Source organism: Metalysinibacillus jejuensis, assembly GCF_003057615.1.
In the GTDB taxonomy this organism is placed as follows: Bacteria; Bacillota; Bacilli; order Bacillales_A; family Planococcaceae; genus Metalysinibacillus; species Metalysinibacillus jejuensis.
Window position 1 is genome coordinate 1 of the sequence record NZ_QAFW01000142.1, and the last position, 819, is coordinate 819.

Here is an 819-nt window from a genome sequence, read left to right on the forward strand (position 1 = left end):
AGGCGTGTAAAACCTGCGAATGACAAGGAGTCTACGTCTGATTTCAATTGAATGCGGCTGTGTAAAAACTTTAATAAAACATAGGCAATTAACGCGGCGAAAAGCTGACTAAATACCGCATTTTTAGTCGTGCCAAATAATACTGGCACATTTAAATTTTGTTTAATCCAGCGAAAGAAGGATTCGATTGCCCAACGTTCCTTATACATGCCTGCGATTTCTTCTGCGGATACATCGCGAAGATTCGTGACGACACGTACAATCGCACCTTCATAATCGGTAAACTCGACAATACGATGGCGTTTTTCGGTTTGTTTTTGTGCCGTACCTAGCGTACAAGTAAAGTCTGCGACGATATTTGAACCTTCCACAGCTGCTCGTTGTAACGATTTTTTACGGTTTAACTGAATATTCTCTTTTAAACGAATGACAAAATCCTGCTGCGTTTTTGCATATCGATCGACTTTATCAATTGAAAAATAAGCACGATCCGCCACTAAAATAAAACGCTTATCTTCTAATTGAACACCGATTGGACCATCATGCTTCAGCCCAGTTGTTTCAACGATTTGAAGAGGCATACCTGTTTCATTTGTAAAGCTGACGTGCAGTTTGATCCCTGAACGATTCCCGTGATAAAGCGCCCATGGTAAACGAGTTTTTCCGACCGTAATCGTTGTCGAATCAATTGCCAGAAGTTCTTTTTTTAACTTGAGAGAACGCCTTGCAGCTCGGTTTAATCGGCCGACAATTAATTCGAAAATACGCTTCACGATGAGGTAATTCAGTTCACCTAAACGTTTTGAAAGTGTCGAATAG

1 protein-coding gene is annotated in these 819 nt (G+C 40.7%); it reads right to left on the minus strand.

The genetic code is table 11. From position 1 onward, the window contains the following. Positions 1–819, minus strand: an 819-nt coding sequence (locus tag DDE80_RS14490; protein ID WP_108308648.1) for an IS4 family transposase, incomplete at both ends; no start/stop codon positions are given.